The following is a 16,474-nucleotide window of genomic DNA, read 5'->3' on the forward strand; positions in this document are numbered from 1 at the left end:
GCTAACGGTTCACCCGCTTTCGTGCCGCATCGTATTTTTCACTTGTCGAACGTACATGACGAATCAGTGGAATCGCATCTGGCAAACTCCCCTGCCCCATCCGTACAAGCTCTGATCTATGATCGTCTAACTGCTGTTCCAGCACATGGCCGAGTCTGGCGGCAATCTCTTCACTCTTCAACGCCTTCCAGTCTTCCAACACAGCCGGGCCCGCCTGCATCGATATTTCCGGTAGATCATGCTGGACCATCCCATGGCACAAGGTTACCGGTACGGCGATGGCATTCGGAGAACGACGAAGCAACAATCCGATGCCTGGACGGAACTGAATTGGTCTGGCCTCCTGATGCAATATTTCTCCTTGGGGAAAAATCCAGACCCTTTTACCTGAATCCAATAATTCACTGGTGTACTGTAGAGAGGTCCGAATACCGGACGCACTCTCCTTATTGATCGAATACGCACCCAATTTACGAAAAAAAGCATATTGCTGAAGCTGTTGCTCCTCCATCATCACATAATGATCACCCCGGGATGTCTGCCTGGCCGCATGATAGAGCAGCAGACCATCCCACCAGGAGCTGTGATTCATGAAATAGATCACCGGACGAGTCGCTTCAATCGGGGAGTTGTCCCTGATGTCCACCTGTGGGTCCAGTGACCCTGTGAGCGTGAAGGAGCGGAAGCGCCGACGTAGCAGATAATAGTGATTGTATAAGGCAAAAATACGATTAAACGGTTTTGATTTTACGGCGCGAATCATAGAGCCAGCTCCCTTCGGCAAGAAGCACACCAGCAATGGCGATGATAAAACTGCCTGTAATCCCTTCCTTTAGAGCAAGCAGGCCGAACAGAAGAATAAACAGCTGATACAACCATTTTGCACGCAACAATGAGCTACGGTCATTAGGCATGGCCGGAAGGAAAAGAGATAAGAATGCACCCATGATAAACCAGCTTATGTAATTGGTCCACGGAACACCGTAGAAACCACCTGGAGCCTGCCATTCCCAGAATCCTCTCGCATGTGCAACAGGGTCGAGTACCAGATCAAGAACAATCGCCCAGAACCCGGTCTTCACTGCTCGAAGCAGTCTGCCAGTCCACGTTGAACCACCGCCACTTAACAGCGCCGAGTTACCCACCACTGCGATCCAGGCGAAACCCAGCGTAACTGGCACACTGAACAGATGAATCCCGAAGAAGTCTGAGTAAGCATACTCACCAAAGGGCCAATGCGTATGAACGCCTACCCACTCTACGCCCATACCTCCAAGCCAGATAATCACAGAGGATATCCAGAGTCCGGGTTTCAGCCAGATGACTGACTGGTCGGACAGGCCTGTCCGATTACGCCCTTGATAGATCAGATCCAGCACATACAATGCGTAGAAGATTAGAAATAAACCATTTGAAAAAGATAATACGTCAGGCACACCGATCGTTAGCATCAAGGTTGCTCCAATGACATACCACGCCCAGTAAAGCCACTGGATCATCAGGATACCGCCGTTCGGGAGGCTTGATAGGCCAGCATCGGGTAACGTTTCACAATCGCACCCAGCATCTCCAGTTTCAATTCATCGCTAACATAGGCCCGCTTGGTATATACGTCATAGTCGTTGCGTTCAACGGCGTGTAGAATGGTGGAGTAAAAGGCTGCTGCCAGCTCGATGGAAAATGCACTTTCCGTTGGGTACGTATCCAGACGATCCATGCCAATACGGAACCAGTTCAATGCTGCAGCTTTTAATTCATGAACAATGGCAATAAAACGTTCGTCCACAACCCCGTCTTCAAAGTCCTGCTCGGTGTAACCATGCTTCTCCATGATCTCCAGCGGAACATACCGGCGCACTCTGGCCCGATCTTCACCAACATCCCGAATAATATTAACGATCTGCATCCCTTTACCCAAAGCAATCCCGTTCATCGCTACTTCTGCGCCGTTATCATCTCGCAATACAGGCAACAACATCTCGCCTACGGTTCCGGCCACCAGATAACAATAATGCTCCAGTTCCTGCATCGTTGTATAATGTGTTACTTTAAGATCCGTGAGCTGCCCTTCCATCTGACGGAAAAATGGCCCCTTATCCAGATGAGGAAAACTGTTGAACAACCATCTCAGTGCTGGCCAGATAAAGTGTCCTTCCGCGTCGTCCAACTGATCAAACAAATCATGGATCTCGTGAATCGTATAGGGCGAATGTTCCGGCTCGTCTACACTGTCATCAATCATGCGGCAGAAGGCATAAATGACATATACCGCTTCCCGACGTGGACTTGGCAGCCCTCTAAAGGCCTGATAAAAAGAGGAAGAACCCTTTTGCATCAACTCTTCACACCTGCTCAAAATCGCTTCATTCATGTTCCCATCTCCTTCATGAGTTGATTGACGGCCATCCGTGCACTCTGCATTACAATCGGCACTCCGCCACCTGGATGTACAGATGCTCCTGCGGCATATAATCCCTTTATATTAGGGAATGGTTTGGGTTGCGGTCGGTATACACCGGACTGGAACAATACAGGTGCTATACCAAAGCTTCCGCCCCCATATAGCCCGTCTCGCTCTGCGTCAGCGGGTGTACGTACCTTTTTCCACTTGATCGCTGCACGAAGTCCCGGGAATCCACGTTGCTCCGCTTCTTCCAATACACGTTCTGCCAATGCTTCGCTCTCCTGATCCCAGTCGACACCTTCGGCATCTGGTACGGGAATGAGGAAATACAATACACTCTGTCCTTGAGGCGCTGCAGTTTCATCCAATGCGACCGGATTAAATACGTAAAATGAGGACTTTGCCGGAATGCGTCGCTGATTGAACACTTCCTGCAAACTGCCTTCAAGACTCGGTGGCAGGAAGAACTGGTGCGTCGTTGCATCTTCCCAGGTTTTGTCCACGCCCACATAGAGCAATACACATCCGGAAGAGGGGCGATACGGTTTTCTTTTACGTGCTACCTCTGGCGATTGTCCAAGCAAACCTGATAGATGGGGGAAATCACCATTGTAGATAACTGCATCCACATTTTCTGCGCCTGCTGCCGTTTCTATACCTTCACACACGCCATTTTTAATGGTGAGCCCGGTCACTTCCGAATTTAGCACGACACGTCCACCACGCGATATCAGTTCCTGTTCCAGAATGGCCGGCAATGCTGCATATCCGCCTTTGACCATCCAGATGCCATATTCATGCTCTGCGTAAGGCAAAAGGGAATAGATACCTGGCGTTCCAAACGGTGATCCACCGATGTATAGACTTTGCAGAGAGTACGCATCAAGCAATTCCTCGTGCTCAAAATAATCACCTACCGCTTTCCGAACACTTTTGTGTGCACGCAATCTGCCCATGAGGGACATGAGCGAAGGGGTGAAGAAATCCCTTTTGCGCGGAAAAGCCCTTTCCAGAAACGCTGCCCGGCCTGCCGGAAACAACGTGTCCATATCTTTCATGAATCGTGTGAATCCTCGGCTCTCTCCCGGGAACAAACGTTCAATCTCCGCCGTCTGCTCTTCACGTGAGGTCATCTTGGTCATGACACGACCACTGTGGTAATGCACTCTGTATAACGGATCACAGCGAAGTAACTCAATCTTCGAACGATCTACGCCTGCCTCCTCCATGATGCCAAGCAACATCTCAGGCAGAAGCACAATCGTCGGCCCCTGATCGATCCGATACTCCCCTTCCCGCTCATATCCAATGCGTCCGCCAACGCGGGAACCCCGTTCATACACGGTGACATCCCAGCCTTGACGGTTCAACAACAGTGCCGAAGTGAGTCCGCCAATCCCTGCGCCTACAATAGCGGCCCGCTTCATGAATGCCCTCTGGCTTCTGCCGTCTTCACGTACGAGGATGGCTTGGAACTTGTGCGTGCGTCCTCTTCCTGAATCAGCCTGACACTGATCCGTGCCGACTCAAAGATCGTGGGCAACCCGCTGCCCGGATGTGTTCCGCCGCCTACCAGCCATACACTTTTCAACTCTTCAAACTGGTTATGGGGACGCAGGTACATCATCTGACCCAGATTATGTGCCATATTAAACGTTGCTCCGCGATACACATCCAGTTCAGTCTCCCAATCGAGTGGAGTGAACAGCATACATTCTTCAATACGGCTGCGTATGTCTGCCAGCTCAGGAATGCCTTCCATGCGTTTCATCATGGCCTCCTGCACATTCTCCCGTTCTGCCTCCCAATCAATGTCTGCGGTGAGGTTAGGCGTAGGCATAAGAACATATAAAGCAGATTTCCCTTCCGGTGCCAGCGTCGAATCAAGTCTGGAAGGGTTATGAATATATAGAGATGGATCGGCTGATAACATTTTATGCTTTGTAATCTCATCAACGTTTAACCGGTAGTCCTCGGGAAAATAGATCGAGTGATGCGGCAGGTCCACATCACCATCCACCCCCAGATACAGCATTGCTGTAGAGCAGGAATACTTTTTGCGTTTCATTTTCTCCGGGGTATATTTCTTAAGCACACCTGGTTCAAACAGATGGTTCACGGCATGTGCAAAGTCGGCGTTCACCACCACATGGTCTGCTTCGATGCGTTCACCGTTCTCAAGCAACACACCTTCTGCACGACCATTGCGAACGATGACCTGTTTCACCGGGGTGGAAGTATGTATTCGTCCTCCGTGTTCTTCCACGACATCGGCCATGGCTTGGAAGATCCGATTCACGCCGCCAATGGGGTGGAACAATCCGTAGTGATGCTCAATAAACGATAGTATGGTAAATGTGCCCGGACAATCCCAGGCAGACATGCCAAGGTATTTGGATTGAAATGTAAATGCCCAGCGCAGACGCTCGTCTGTAAAATAGCGGGACAAGATTCCATAGACCGTATTGTGGACATCAAGCTTAGGTAGAGCTGTTACCGCATCCTTGCGTAGATAGTCAGTCAACTTGCCAAAAGGACGACGGAGCAGAGGCATGACTTTGCCAAACTTCACTTCTTCTTCTTGCATGAACCGAAGGTAATTGTCCTCATTGCCCGGAAACAATTCCTTAATCTGTGCAGCTGTGTCTTCCCGATTACGAGAAGGCGTGAACACCTTATCACCAAAGTTCAGTGCGTACAGTGGGGTTAGCTCTTTCATATGCACATAATCGGATAACTTACGCCCCACCACGTCGAACATCTCTTCAATCAGCTGAGGCATCATCAAAAATGTAGCACCGCGGTCGAATCGATATTCACCCAGTTCCAATCTGGCAGAACGCCCCCCGATGACTGGCTGTTTCTCATACACATCTACCTCGTACCCCTGACCGGACAATAACATCGCTGCTGCAAGTCCACCCGGACCTGCACCAATGACAGCTGCACGTTTGCGTTGTTGATTCGGTATCATGCCACTCACCTTTCTATGTAGGGAATTCCTATAGTTCTCTAGCCCCTAACCTATTATTAAACCGCCCAAGAACACTTTAAGCGGTAACTAGCAAAAACATTATACAAATATAATACAAATATTATACGAGCTTGTAAACCAAAAAATGACCCGTCGGTCAAAATACCTGGTAATCCATTTATAAACACAAAAAACACCCTTTGATCACTTTCGTCAAAGGATGTCCTTTATACACTAACCTATTCATATCATTTGAGATTATGTTTAGTTATTTGCCTGTCCAAACCTCGCACCAGGTGGTCGATTTGCGAGATACTCACGTTCTATCCATGATTGCCAATCCGCTGAATCCTCTGGCATAATCCATTGCGGGTAACGAGCATGTTCTGCACGCTCATAGCCTTTTCCACCAAGTATGAAGTGAATATGTGGAAACTCGTTTTTAATCCGCTCTATAAGCTGATCACATCGTTCAAGAAGCCCTGGACTTGTGATCGACAGGCAGACCAACTTGATCTTCTGCTCCCGGATAATCGGGAAGATACCTTCTTCTGGCGTGTTCGCACCGAGATACAGTACTTCCGCTCCATTTTTGCGCATAAAGAGAGAGAACAGCAGCAATCCGACCTGATGATGCTCCCCTTCCGGACACAACGCCAGAACTTTGGGCAGATGCGGATAGATCGGGAACAGATGGAAAAACTGATAAAACCGCTGTGATATCAGCTGTGTCATGAAGTGTTCCTGAGCCACCGAAGCCCTGCCTTGCTCCCATGCATCTCCAACCCGAACCAGAATGGGCACCAACACATGATAGAACATCGAGTCATACCCATACATGGTGAACCCAAAATCAATCAAACCATTGGCACGTTCACCCTGAAAGTTGTAGAGCGAGTCATAGATCTGATCTGCCATGCGTGCGTAGGCTTCTTCCATCGTAGGCACCGGAGCCATAATCGGCGTGGGTACAGCCTCGGGCGGATTTAATTTGTTTACTTTCAACATCCGTACCGCTTCCGAAATATTGGTCTGATGTAGCTCAACCTGTTCTTTCAACCAGCGCAGATCCGCAACATTCTCTTCGGTATACATTCGATAACCCGATTCCGTCCGCTCAGGGGTGACCGCACTATACCGATTCTCCCAAGCCCGGAGCGTCACCGTCGGGATACCGAGCATGGCAGCGACTTGTTTGATGGAATACACCTTATTACCCACTTTCTTTCCTAAATGTCCAGATTTCAAAGGTTATATCATTGGTTCCCCGTCCTTGTCAGGCATATGAAAACCCTAACATTCTACAAAAATAATACACTCATTATACACAACGCTCAGACACCTGTCGATTGCATACTGCCAATTTTGCCATATGCATTTAACGCTACAGTCGTTATGCTAGCGGGTTCTCCTGCGTCAACGTTATCATCCGTGTGGTAATAGAAGTCAGCAAGTACAGAAGGGGGAGTCCACCGTTGGCCTCATTACGCCGCCATACATCAGACCGCAAGTCTTCACGCGGCAAATTTCCATACATACGAACAGGACTCGTCCTATTGGTCCTATGGCTCATCGCCGTCATGCTCTATCAGACCTACAAACCATTACCAACGGGCATTTCCTACGAAAGTCCGGAGTATCGTGTGGATCAAGTCGAGTTCCTGCATGACCTCACTTATCCTTCCTCCGACGGACAGATGGAGCACGAACAGCAGATTTTCCAGCGCATGATGCAGATTGTGGAGGAAGCAGAGCAGTTTGTCCTGGTGGATATGTTCCTGTTCAATAATTATCAGCACAAGGGACAAAACTTTCCTCCCGTGAGTACTGAATTCACCGAAGCGCTGGTCACCAAAAAAAATCAGCATCCTGATATGGACATCTGGTTCATTACAGATGAAGTAAATACCAACTATAACTCAGCACCCAATCCGTTGCTGGAACAAATGAAACAAGCAGGCATTCATGTGGTCATCACGGATGTGGACCCTTTGCGTGATTCAACTCCAGTATACTCTGCGGTCTGGCGGACCTTCTTCCAATGGTTTGGCCAATCCGGAGATGGCTGGATCAAAAACCTGATGGCCACGGATGGTCCGGATGTCACTGTGCGTTCCTATCTCAAGCTGCTCAATGTAAAAGCAAATCATCGCAAAGTTGTTGTTAGTGAGAAGACGGCGATTGTCTCTTCTGGCAATATCCATGATGCGAGTGCCTACCACTCGAATATTGCATTTGAAGTAACAGGTCCAATCATTGGCGATATTCTTCAGTCAGAGCAAGCTGTTCTCGACATCTCAGGCGGAGGCAAGGTTCCTGCCTACACAGCTCCTTCCTCGAATTCAAACACGGGAGATTTGCGAATACGCTATTTAACTGAAGGCAAAGTGAATGACGCTGTACTCCATGAGATCAATCAGGCTGGCAAAGGTGACACCTTATGGATGGGCATGTTCTATGTGGCCTCTCCGAAAGTGTTGGAAGCCCTGCTGGAAGCCGCAAAACGAGGAACCGAGATCCGGCTTGTACTGGATCCAAATGAAAATGCCTTTGGTCAGGAAAAGATCGGCATTCCGAACCGTCCTGTCGCTGCTGAATTGCATGATAAATCCGACGGTAAAATTCAGATCCGCTGGTATAACACCACCAAGGAGCAATACCATACCAAGATGATCTATCTTGCCAAAGCAACCGGAGATCATATTGTCCTCGGGGGTTCAACCAACTTTACACCACGAAATATGAATGACTACAATCTGGAGAATGATCTATGGGTTGCTGCACCTCCAGACAATAAGTTCACACTCGATATCGCGAATTATTTTGAGCGTATTTGGAATAATAATGATGCCGAGTTCACGTTAGACCTGGATGAGTTCCAAGAGAAGACTACGTTTTTGAAAGGTATCCTATATAAGCTGCAACTGATTCTGGGTCTTACGACCTTTTGATCAGAAACCACATCCATACCTGTTATATCCGCCTGTACTCACTGTGCAGGCGGATATTTTCATCTTGACAGGTGATGTAAAGTGTGGAAATATAATTACCTAACGACCGTTAGGAAGGTGATTGAATGACTGCACAATCCATTCGGGATGCAGCCCTGTTCCATTTTGCCAGAGATGGCTATGAGGGAGCTTCTCTGAGAGCTATTGCTGATGAAGTCGGGATTAAAAAACCGTCCATATATGCGCATTTCAGCTGCAAGGATGACTTGTTTTTACACACACTGGACTTTGCATTTCACGAGGTAACACGGCACACACTGGAATATTTCCGTGATCATGCGGATCTGCCATTGGAGCAGAGGCTGAAAGGCTTGTTGATCTGGTTCGAACAAGAATACAATGCCCATGCTTCGGCTCGTTTGATGTTGCGTAATTGTTTTTATCCCCCCCTTTCTCTGTATGGCGAAGTGATGGATCAAGTGTATCCGTTTATCGATGGTATGGAACGTGTACTGACTCGTCTGCTGCAAAGGGCAATGCGTAATGAAGATATACCGCCCCTACCCGCGGAACAAGCCGCCATTGCATTTATGACGTTTCTCGACGGTATCACCGTGGAGATTATCTATGGAAGTTCCCGTCGGTACAAGAGACGGTTGGAAGCAGCCTGGCCTGTATTTTGGCATGGCATTCATCATTTGAACGACGAGGCGCACAGCGTTGTGCCGGAAGGAGATTTAACAACATGAACCGCAACTGGTTATATGTATTTATCGGCGGAATTATTGAGATTGTCTGGGTAAGTGGGCTGAAACATGCCTCGAATGCCTGGGAGTGGACTTTAACGGGGATTGCCATCGTGATCAGCTTTGGACTGATCATTGCCGCTTCCAAAAGGCTGCCTGTGGGTACGGTGTATGCCGTCTTTACGGGAATTGGTACGGCGGGTACCGTCCTTACGGAAATGGTATTGTTCGGTGAACCGTTCCGCTTGGCCAAAGTATTGCTCATCGGGCTGCTGCTCTGCGGCGTAATTGGACTGAAGCTGGTAACGGATCAGCAAGAAGCCAAAGGAGGTGCAGTATAATGGCTTGGATGGCAATTGTAGGTGCAGGGATATGTGAAATTTTCGGCGTAATCGGTATTAATGGTGCTTCCACCAAGAAAGGATGGCCATACATCGTACTTATGCTGGTGTCGTTTGTGTTCAGCTTCTCGTTGTTGTCCTACGCCATGACGTCCATTCCGATGGGCACAGCGTATGCCGTGTGGACCGGGATCGGGACGGTTGGCAGTACGTTAACAGGTATGTTCCTATTCGGTGAACGGAAAGAAGCGAAGCGTATCCTGTTTATCGCGATGATTTTGGTGGCAGCCGTTGGTCTGAAACTGATCACATAACGGAACGAAATGAAGTTACACTTGATATCTCCGGTGATAGCATATGCTTCCGAAGAAGCTTTCTTACAGAAAGCTTTAAGGCGAACACTTCGTTTCTTCAAGTCGGTTCTGCAATCTCCGTTATCGTGTAATTCTTAGCTTCCATTATGATATCTATTAAATTCTGTAATATAAAAAAGACGACTTCGATCAGGAAGTCGTCTTTTTTGGGGAATGATATAAATAGGGAACCTCTTTATACTTTGCCACGTAAGAAAGGATGTCGTAATCATGAGAAAATTATTGGCACGCATGGGTTCTTATACAGGATATACCCTTCTGATCGCCATGGCCATTTTCTATCTCATCGCTCTAGTCGCCATTATTATACTCGCCTTGTACGCCTTCACTGAAGGAAACTAACTTAAACGTTCTTGATACCTTATCCATATCGTACATACAAGTTGCGCCTTGTTACTTGCCGTCTCGCCTTCCCTTTGATCAGCCACTTTTCCCCATATACATTTTCCAATTTACTCCCATTTGAATTCCTTTAACCAGATCGTTTATACTTATTTTGACCTTAAAGTCAATTCAAGAACTCACAAGTTCCCTGATGAGGTGAATGCATCGTTAATGAACCCTATACATGAGATGAATGAGAAGAAAAAGCTCATCATTACTACAGCACTCAAGTTATTCTCATCCAAAGGCAGTGCTGCAACATCCATGCAAGAGATTGCTGAATTATGCGGGATGTCCAAAGGCAGCCTCTACATCATGTTCAAATCCAAAGAGGAATTAGAAGCCAGTACTCTGGAGTACTGCATGTACACGCTCATGGACGAGATGACACAGATTGAGCATGAAACCAGCCTTACCTCGCGTGAACGTCTTCACAAGCAGATTGAGACACTGTTGATCCATGTTGCCGAGCTCAAGGAATTTTTGCGAGTACAGATGCGCAGCATGATGATGGATGATGAACAGCAACGCAAGGAACAATGCCATCCGCTGCAAAGAGATCTGGAAGTCCGTACCTTACATTGGTTTAAGGATAAGCTGGAGGAGCAGTACGGATCGGAGATTGAACCTTATACGATTGACCTTATTTTGCTGACACAGGGGCTATTCCTTTCCTACGTCAAGATCTGGTTTACAGAGATGCCGTCCCTTACTGTTACCAAAATGGCAACAAATTTACTGCAAATGATGGACTATGCAGCGCACGGATTCCTTAAGCAGCGACCTTTGCCTTTGATTCCTTTGGAGGACTGGCCTGCATGGATTACCGAACCCCATCCGGATTCCACGGTGATGCGGCATCCTATTCATATTATCAAGCAAATGCAGGATATTGCTGCCTCCGAATTGCCTGCTGGGCAACCAAAGAATGATGTACTTGAGACCATTGCCATTCTCCGGCAGGAGATGATGGAATTCACACCGCGTCGTGCCATTATTCTGGGCATGATGCACAATCTGGAGAACGTAACTGCCATTCAATCTTTGCACTCCGAGCTTCAGCATATTCTGGATGCCATGTATAGCCGGTTCATCCAGGCTGACTCGTCACACACATAAACAGGAGAAACAGAGAGGAGAAGAAACCATCGTATGAAAGGTATTATTAATTTTTCACTGAACAACAAGTTTGCGATTTGGATTCTGACGATTATCATCTCTTTCGCAGGTTTGTACAGCGGATTGACGATGAAACAAGAGACAATCCCGAACATCAACGTACCGTTTCTGAATGTCACTGCCATTGATCCGGGGGCTGCACCGGAGGGAATTGTTGAGGATGTCACGAAGCCGCTGGAAGTAAAACTACGCAATGTAGATGGCGTGAAGACGGTGACCTCCACTTCCATGGAGAACGCAGCATCGATCACACTCGAATTTGATTATGGAACAGATCTGACCAACGCAACTGCAACCGTTCGTGAGGCACTGAATGAAGTTCAACTGCCTGACAGTGTGCAGAAGCCGACCATTTCCAAGTTCAGCATTAACTCTTTCCCGGTTGTATCTCTGAGCCTGTCCGACAAGGACGGCGGTGACCTGGAACAATTGACACGACTGGTTGAATCGGATATTCAGCCTGCACTCGAAGACATTGACGGTGTAGCTCAGGTTCAGGTGTCCGGTCAATATGTGAAAGAAGTTCAATTGAAGTTTGACCAAGCCAAAATGGCCGAGCTGGGCCTAACGGAAGATACGGTAAACGGCATCGTTCAAGGTTCATCCATTCGTGTGCCCCTTGGACTGTTTGAACTGGATAAATCCCAGAAAGCCGTTGTTGTAGATGGCAACATCATCGACATCGATGATCTGAAAAACCTTGCCATTCCAGTTGTACCCGGCGGTGCCGGTGCTTCCGCAGGCAATGGTTCAAACGCAGCCCCACAAGGCTCTGGAGCACCAACTGGTGAAGCTGGTCAAGGTACCGCTCCAGGTGCTTCACAAGGAACGGACCAAGCCGCTGGTGGTAATGCCGGTGTAGGTAGCCCTTCAGGTGCTGCCAACGCAGCTGGTATCCCGACAGTGAAATTAAGTGAAATTGCCAAGATCGAAGTCATCGGTCAAGCGGAATCCATTTCCCGGACAGACGGCAAGGAATCGATTGGTATTTCCATTGTAAAATCCAACGATGCCAACACGGTTGATGTCGTTAACGCAGTCAAAGATAAAGCTGAAGAGTTGCAATCGCAGTTCAAAAATGCTGATTTGACTGTATTGCTTGACCAAGGTAAGCCGATTCAGGACTCGGTGAACACGATGTTGGGCAAAGCCGTTTTTGGCGCCTTGTTTGCCATCCTGATCATCCTGCTCTTCCTGCGTAATATTCGTTCAACCATTATCTCCATTATCTCGATCCCGCTCTCCTTGCTCATGGCATTGACTGCTCTCAATATGATGGATATTACTTTGAACATGATGACGCTGGGTGCGATGACGGTTGCCATCGGACGGGTTGTCGATGACTCCATCGTTGTTATCGAGAACATCTACCGCAGATTAACACTCAAAGGTGAGAGATTAAAAGGCCGTGAACTAGTCCGCGAAGCAACTCGCGAGATGTTTGTGCCAATCCTTTCTTCCACGATCGTAACTATTGCGGTATTCCTGCCACTGGCATTGGTAAGCGGTATGGTCGGTGAGTTATTCACGCCATTTGCACTGACCATGGTATTTGCTTTGCTGGCATCCCTGATCGTTGCCATTACCATTGTGCCGATGCTTGCGCACACCCTGTTCCGTGGAGGGTTGAAGAACAAACAGAATCACGAAGAAAAACCAGGCAAAATGGCGGAAGGTTACAAACGCCTGCTGAACTGGACCCTTTCACACAAACTCATCACAGTCAGTATTGCAGTGATCTTGCTGGTCGGCAGTTTGTTCCTGTACCCGTTCATCGGTGCAAGCTTCTTGCCAGAACAACAGGATAAATACGTGACTATTACGTACAGCCCACAAACCGGAGCTTTGCGTGAAGATGTCGAAAAAGAAGCACTCGTTGCCGAGAAGTGGTTGCTGGAACAACCAGGTCTGGAGAAAATGCAATATTCCATCGGCGGAAGTAATCCACTGAGCAGCATGGGTGGCGGTGGTTCCAACTCGGCTCTATTCTATATTGAATATAACGAAGACACGAAAGACTTTACTAAAGTGAAGGAACAGCTTGTAGAAGGTCTGAAGAAAGAAGTTACCGTAGGTACCTGGAATGAGCTCGACATGTCCGGCGGTCTGGGTGGCAGTGGCTTGAGCCTGTCCATCTATGGCGATAATGTAGAGCAACTCAAACCTGTATCGGATGAAATTCTGAAACTGGTTGAAGCGGATCAGGATAATTTTGAAAAAGCAGACACTACACTCGCTGACACCTACGGGCAGTATACGCTCGTGGCAGATCAGGAGAAATTGAGTTCCCTGGGCCTGACTGCAGGCCAAATGGCGATGACGCTGAGCCCGGCACGGGAACGTCCTGTGCTTACGGAAGTCGATATCGATAACAAAACGTACAAAGTATATGTAGAGACAGACAACAAAACATTCAGCAGCATTAAAGAGATTGAGGATGAAACCGTCACTTCACCGCTTGGCATCGAGGTACCAATCAAAGATGTTGCCAAAGTGGAAGAAGGTACATCCCCGAACTCCATCATGCAAATTGATGGTAAAGTTGTTGTACAAGTCACAGCCAACATCCTGGCTTCGGATGTAACGAAAGCTTCGAGTAACCTACAGGCTGAGATCGACAAGCTGGATCTGCCTGATGGCGTTGAAGTGAAGTTCGGCGGTACAACCGAACAGATTAATGATACCTTTACTCAACTGGGTCTCGCCATGCTGGCGGCCATCGCCATTGTATACTTCGTGCTCGTTGTTACATTCGGCGGCGGATTGGCACCATTCGCAATCCTGTTCTCCCTGCCATTTACGGTCATTGGTATTATGGTAGGTCTGTTCATCGCTGGTGGTACGCTCGACGTCTCCGCCATGATGGGTGGACTGATGCTCATTGGTATCGTGGTCACCAACGCTATCGTGTTGATCGACCGTGTTATTCACAAGGAAAAAGAGGGTATGCCTACCCGTGAAGCCTTGCTGGAAGCCGGTGCAACTCGTCTGCGTCCAATCCTGATGACCGCCCTCGCAACTATCGGTGCCCTGTTGCCACTGGTTACGGGCCTCGAAGAAAGTGCGGGGATCATCTCGAAAGGATTAGGAATTACCGTAATCGGTGGTCTGATCAGCTCCACGCTGCTCACGCTGGTTATCGTACCGATTGTGTATGAGTTCCTGATGAAATTTAAAAAGAAAAGAATCGAAGATTAAGAAGTCGTTGATTGTACTCATGTAACGGTTCGAGTACAACTTAAATGTAGACTATAATATTAGCTTCTCGCCCCTTAGCGCATATTGGAATGGTTATAAATTCCGATATAAAGCTAAGGGGCTTTTTTTTTGAATGAGAGCTCTAATTTTAATAAACTATAGGAGGGCATAGTTGTATATGTTATTTAGGTCCAGAACAAGTCTTTACACCTGTTGTTTACTTGTTATCTTTCTTATTTCTATCACAGTTGTCGGTATTCCAGGCACAGCACTCGCATTACCCATTGAAGAAAAGGAACTTCCCCAGGTCTCATCCAAGGAACATTTACGGTTTCGGGCTACATTTAGTGGAGATGTACAGAATGGTCAAATGGTTGTGACAGTAAAAATGAGTACGACCAGCTTTGACACGGGTGAACGAATGAATGAGAAGTTTACATTTAATCAGCCGCCAATCAAAAATATGAAGAAGTCATCAATAGATCTGAATTGGAGGAATCGAGGGCAAGGCGAACTTACGATGACACCTGCCGGATTGAAGGCCTACGGAATTATCGATCCTGAGGATGGTGTCGGTGGAGTACTCTTTGAGTTTAATCTCAAAACTGAGACATTGAGAAAAGTTGTGGATCTACCTACTGACGCTACGGTGTTCGTATATCCTTCAGCAGGCGCATATATGCTAGAAAGTAATTCTATTCGCAATCCGGCATCCTACTTGTATCGCATTACAGATAGCAAACCCATTCCTACAGCCACACGTTATCCAGACCGATTTAGTGGTGTTGGTGAGAGGTTCATGCCCTGGTTCAAAAAATATCCAAGTTATGGAACTCACATTATTAGTAGTACTGATTCAAAGAATCCAACCATGTTTACCTTGATTGATGGTCAACTAAAGAAGCTGGCAATTCAGGCTTCTACCGAGGAGTCCAATATTGGATATACACGCAGAATCATTCCTTTTAAGAAAGAGCAATTGGAGCTATACATGCCTCATACATACACTCCTTTTTCTGAAAACACAATAACTCTCAGCTACACTAAGGGAAAAAAGAAAAAGATCCTGTTCAAAGGCAAAGGATATGTGATGACCTTTATGTCACCGAATCAAAAATACATGTTGCTCTCTCAGGAAATCATGGAAAAGGGAAAGCTCCAGCAATTAAGAATGTATCTATATGACTTATCCGGCGAACCCAAATTGGTACGTGAAATCAAACCTCATTATGGGTTGGGAAGTCGCGACGTAGTATGGTTCTCCGATGATTTAATGATGATTAATTACAGCACTGGTATGCCAAACACATTTCCACCTGTCTTCTATTCAGTAACAAGTGATTATGCCATACCTGCAGATGATCAGACCTTCATGTTTTATAAGTCCTATAGTCATCCAGAGAATTACTGGGACAATTTCAGCTATGAACAATTAAATTCACTTAACGATCCTGTACCTTTTATCTACAATGGCAAATATCTTGTTTTTAAAGGGCAGGGACCCTTCTCGCTAAAAGGAAAAACGTACTTTCCGATTAAAGCATTTGCCGAACAAACCGGGGTAACCCTAACAACAGATGCTACGCATGTCAATTTAACAAAAGACAATAACGCTGTGACTCTATTCAAAAAGGATCTTCCAAAATCATTTGGTAATTTATATATGTCTACCGGAGATCTTCGAAAGCTCGGTTTTAAATTTACAGATGCCGGTGCACACGGATTCGAATTTAACGACTCAAGTTCTACCGTTCAAACAGAATAACTACATTCACTTGTACTTCCGGATTCGCATGAAGCATCGTCCGGAAGTGCTTTTCGTTCATGATAGCGAACTCATCGTTAAATAAACGTCATATAGACTGACATATAAATTCTTCACTTTAATCAAAATCACAAAAAGAACAGTCCCATTTGTCATTT

The 16,474-nt window shown here is 47.1% G+C and carries 14 protein-coding genes; 8 read left to right on the forward strand and 6 right to left on the reverse strand.

From position 1 onward, the window contains the following. Position 1 precedes the first annotated feature (1 nt). From MHI55_RS28515 to MHI55_RS28540, 6 genes are all read right to left on the reverse strand, one after another. The gene (locus MHI55_RS28515) at positions 2 to 763 is read right to left on the reverse strand and encodes a lysophospholipid acyltransferase family protein (RefSeq protein ID WP_339191048.1); all 762 of its coding nucleotides are present in this window, start codon (positions 761 to 763) and stop codon (positions 2 to 4) included. After that, positions 732 to 1,499, reverse strand: a complete 768-nt coding sequence (locus tag MHI55_RS28520; protein ID WP_076253629.1) for a carotenoid biosynthesis protein — start codon at positions 1,497 to 1,499, stop codon at positions 732 to 734. Before MHI55_RS28520 ends, MHI55_RS28515 begins: the two co-directional genes overlap by 32 nt. Next, positions 1,499 to 2,371, reverse strand: a complete 873-nt coding sequence (locus MHI55_RS28525; protein ID WP_036612612.1) for a phytoene/squalene synthase family protein — start codon at positions 2,369 to 2,371, stop codon at positions 1,499 to 1,501. The genes MHI55_RS28520 and MHI55_RS28525 overlap by 1 nt, the downstream gene beginning before the upstream one ends. After that, positions 2,368 to 3,831, reverse strand: a complete 1,464-nt coding sequence (gene crtI / locus MHI55_RS28530; RefSeq protein ID WP_339191045.1) for a phytoene desaturase family protein — start codon at positions 3,829 to 3,831, stop codon at positions 2,368 to 2,370. The genes MHI55_RS28525 and crtI (MHI55_RS28530) overlap by 4 nt, the downstream gene beginning before the upstream one ends. Next, entirely contained in the window at positions 3,828 to 5,378 is a 1,551-nt protein-coding gene (gene crtI / locus MHI55_RS28535; RefSeq protein ID WP_339191042.1) for a phytoene desaturase family protein, read from the reverse strand. The genes crtI (MHI55_RS28530) and crtI (MHI55_RS28535) overlap by 4 nt, the downstream gene beginning before the upstream one ends. A 264-nt stretch (positions 5,379 to 5,642) precedes the next feature. Next, the gene (locus MHI55_RS28540) at positions 5,643 to 6,587 is read right to left on the reverse strand and encodes a MerR family transcriptional regulator (protein ID WP_339191039.1); all 945 of its coding nucleotides are present in this window, start codon (positions 6,585 to 6,587) and stop codon (positions 5,643 to 5,645) included. 371 nt (positions 6,588 to 6,958) lie between these two features. Between MHI55_RS28540 and MHI55_RS28545 the strand changes: the two genes are divergently transcribed. The 8 genes from MHI55_RS28545 to MHI55_RS28580 all read left to right on the forward strand — a co-directional run bounded on the left by MHI55_RS28545 (position 6,959) and on the right by MHI55_RS28580 (position 16,316). Further along, entirely contained in the window at positions 6,959 to 8,329 is a 1,371-nt protein-coding gene (locus MHI55_RS28545; RefSeq protein ID WP_339191455.1) for a phospholipase D family protein, read from the forward strand. A 125-nt stretch (positions 8,330 to 8,454) separates the two neighbouring features. Further along, on the forward strand, positions 8,455 to 9,078 hold the full coding sequence (locus tag MHI55_RS28550; RefSeq protein ID WP_101313540.1) for a TetR/AcrR family transcriptional regulator: 624 nt from the start codon (positions 8,455 to 8,457) through the stop codon (positions 9,076 to 9,078). Further along, positions 9,075 to 9,416, forward strand: a complete 342-nt coding sequence (locus MHI55_RS28555) for a multidrug efflux SMR transporter (RefSeq protein ID WP_017691902.1) — start codon at positions 9,075 to 9,077, stop codon at positions 9,414 to 9,416. Before MHI55_RS28550 ends, MHI55_RS28555 begins: the two co-directional genes overlap by 4 nt. After that, complete coding sequence (locus MHI55_RS28560; RefSeq protein ID WP_017691901.1) at positions 9,416 to 9,730, forward strand: multidrug efflux SMR transporter; 315 nt, start codon at positions 9,416 to 9,418, stop codon at positions 9,728 to 9,730. Before MHI55_RS28555 ends, MHI55_RS28560 begins: the two co-directional genes overlap by 1 nt. 270 nt (positions 9,731 to 10,000) lie before the next feature. Next, positions 10,001 to 10,132: a hypothetical protein gene (locus MHI55_RS28565; protein WP_339191036.1), complete on the forward strand. Its 132-nt coding sequence runs from the start codon at positions 10,001 to 10,003 to the stop codon at positions 10,130 to 10,132. 231 nt (positions 10,133 to 10,363) lie between these two features. Further along, the gene (locus MHI55_RS28570) at positions 10,364 to 11,293 is read left to right on the forward strand and encodes a TetR/AcrR family transcriptional regulator (protein WP_164783302.1); all 930 of its coding nucleotides are present in this window, start codon (positions 10,364 to 10,366) and stop codon (positions 11,291 to 11,293) included. A 33-nt stretch (positions 11,294 to 11,326) separates the two neighbouring features. After that, the gene (locus MHI55_RS28575) at positions 11,327 to 14,551 is read left to right on the forward strand and encodes an efflux RND transporter permease subunit (RefSeq protein WP_340387819.1); all 3,225 of its coding nucleotides are present in this window, start codon (positions 11,327 to 11,329) and stop codon (positions 14,549 to 14,551) included. A 172-nt stretch (positions 14,552 to 14,723) separates the two neighbouring features. Then, positions 14,724 to 16,316: a hypothetical protein gene (locus MHI55_RS28580; RefSeq protein WP_340387821.1), complete on the forward strand. Its 1,593-nt coding sequence runs from the start codon at positions 14,724 to 14,726 to the stop codon at positions 16,314 to 16,316. Positions 16,317 to 16,474: the final 158 nt, after the last annotated feature.

This window comes from Paenibacillus sp. FSL E2-0151 (assembly GCF_037993015.1).
Lineage (GTDB): Bacteria > Bacillota > Bacilli > Paenibacillales > Paenibacillaceae > Paenibacillus > Paenibacillus amylolyticus.

Excerpts from the sequence above, each read along its gene's own strand:
- MHI55_RS28515 (WP_339191048.1), bottom strand. The coding sequence starts at position 763 with ATGATTCGCGCCGTAAAATCAAAACCGTTTAATCGTATTTTTGCCTTA.
- MHI55_RS28550 (WP_101313540.1), top strand. The coding sequence starts at position 8,455 with ATGACTGCACAATCCATTCGGGATGCAGCCCTGTTCCATTTTGCCAGA.
- MHI55_RS28555 (WP_017691902.1), top strand. The coding sequence starts at position 9,075 with ATGAACCGCAACTGGTTATATGTATTTATCGGCGGAATTATTGAGATT.
- MHI55_RS28565 (WP_339191036.1), top strand. The coding sequence starts at position 10,001 with ATGAGAAAATTATTGGCACGCATGGGTTCTTATACAGGATATACCCTT.
- MHI55_RS28520 (WP_076253629.1), bottom strand. The coding sequence starts at position 1,499 with ATGATCCAGTGGCTTTACTGGGCGTGGTATGTCATTGGAGCAACCTTG.
- crtI (WP_339191042.1), bottom strand. The coding sequence starts at position 5,378 with ATGATACCGAATCAACAACGCAAACGTGCAGCTGTCATTGGTGCAGGT.
- MHI55_RS28525 (WP_036612612.1), bottom strand. The coding sequence starts at position 2,371 with ATGAATGAAGCGATTTTGAGCAGGTGTGAAGAGTTGATGCAAAAGGGT.
- crtI (WP_339191045.1), bottom strand. The coding sequence starts at position 3,831 with ATGAAGCGGGCCGCTATTGTAGGCGCAGGGATTGGCGGACTCACTTCG.
- MHI55_RS28560 (WP_017691901.1), top strand. The coding sequence starts at position 9,416 with ATGGCTTGGATGGCAATTGTAGGTGCAGGGATATGTGAAATTTTCGGC.
- MHI55_RS28575 (WP_340387819.1), top strand. The coding sequence starts at position 11,327 with ATGAAAGGTATTATTAATTTTTCACTGAACAACAAGTTTGCGATTTGG.
- MHI55_RS28545 (WP_339191455.1), top strand. The coding sequence starts at position 6,959 with ATGCTCTATCAGACCTACAAACCATTACCAACGGGCATTTCCTACGAA.
- MHI55_RS28570 (WP_164783302.1), top strand. The coding sequence starts at position 10,364 with ATGAATGAGAAGAAAAAGCTCATCATTACTACAGCACTCAAGTTATTC.